This is a genomic window from Mesorhizobium sp. M7D.F.Ca.US.004.03.1.1, assembly GCF_003998635.1.
In the GTDB taxonomy this organism is placed as follows: domain Bacteria; phylum Pseudomonadota; class Alphaproteobacteria; order Rhizobiales; family Rhizobiaceae; genus Mesorhizobium; species Mesorhizobium loti.
The window spans coordinates 1-790 of record NZ_RZQG01001532.1; the positions used below are offsets into that span (position 1 = coordinate 1).

Consider the following 790-nt stretch of genomic DNA (forward strand, 5'->3'; position numbering starts at 1 on the left):
GCTTAAGCCCGGTCTTAACCATCACATTCGCGTAGCCTTTGACATGATGCGCGAACGGCAAGTCCGCATCCCGCCGTTGCGCGGCCGCCTTGCCATCCGGGATGGCTTGTCACGGAATAGCGGCTCCCTTTGCAGACGCACCCCGCCCATGCTACCCCGGCGCTGGCGCGGCCCAGCAACCGGCCGCTGCCAACCGGTCGTCATCGGGGAGCCATGAGCAAAGCCGCCAGCCGTATCGCCTTCGTCTCGTCCGACACCACTGACGCCAAGACGGCGCTGGAAAGCCTGTCGGCGCGCTATGGCCAATCCTCCGTCGAGGATGCCGAGATCGTCGTTGCGCTTGGCGGTGACGGCTTCCTGCTGCAGACCCTGCGCGACACGATGGGGACCGGCAAGAAGGTCTATGGCATGAACCGTGGCACCATCGGTTTCCTGATGAACGAATACCGGTCCGGTGGCCTCACCGAGCGTATCGCGGCCGCCGTCGCCGAAACGATCCGCCCGCTGGAGATGCTGGCCGTCACCTCGGACGGCGAAACGGTTTCGGCGCTGGCGATCAACGAGGTGGCGCTGTGGCGCCAATCCTACCAGACGGCCAAGATCCGTATCACCGTCGACGAGCAGGTCCGGCTCGAGGAGCTGAGCTGCGACGGCGTGATGATCGCGACGCCTGCCGGATCCACCGCCTACAATCTTTCGGCGCACGGGCCGATCCTGCCGCTCGATGCGCCACTGCTGGCGCTGACCCCGGTCAGCCCGTTTCGCCCGCGCCGCTGGCGCGGTGCGCTGC

General features: G+C 66.6%; 1 protein-coding gene. It reads left to right on the forward strand.

Annotation, left to right across the window (positions count from 1 at the left end; genetic code table 11):
• Window positions 1-213: 213 nt before the first annotated feature.
• The coding region (locus EN935_RS38465; RefSeq protein WP_127374371.1) for an NAD kinase at window positions 214-790 on the forward strand (577 nt) is incomplete at its 3' end.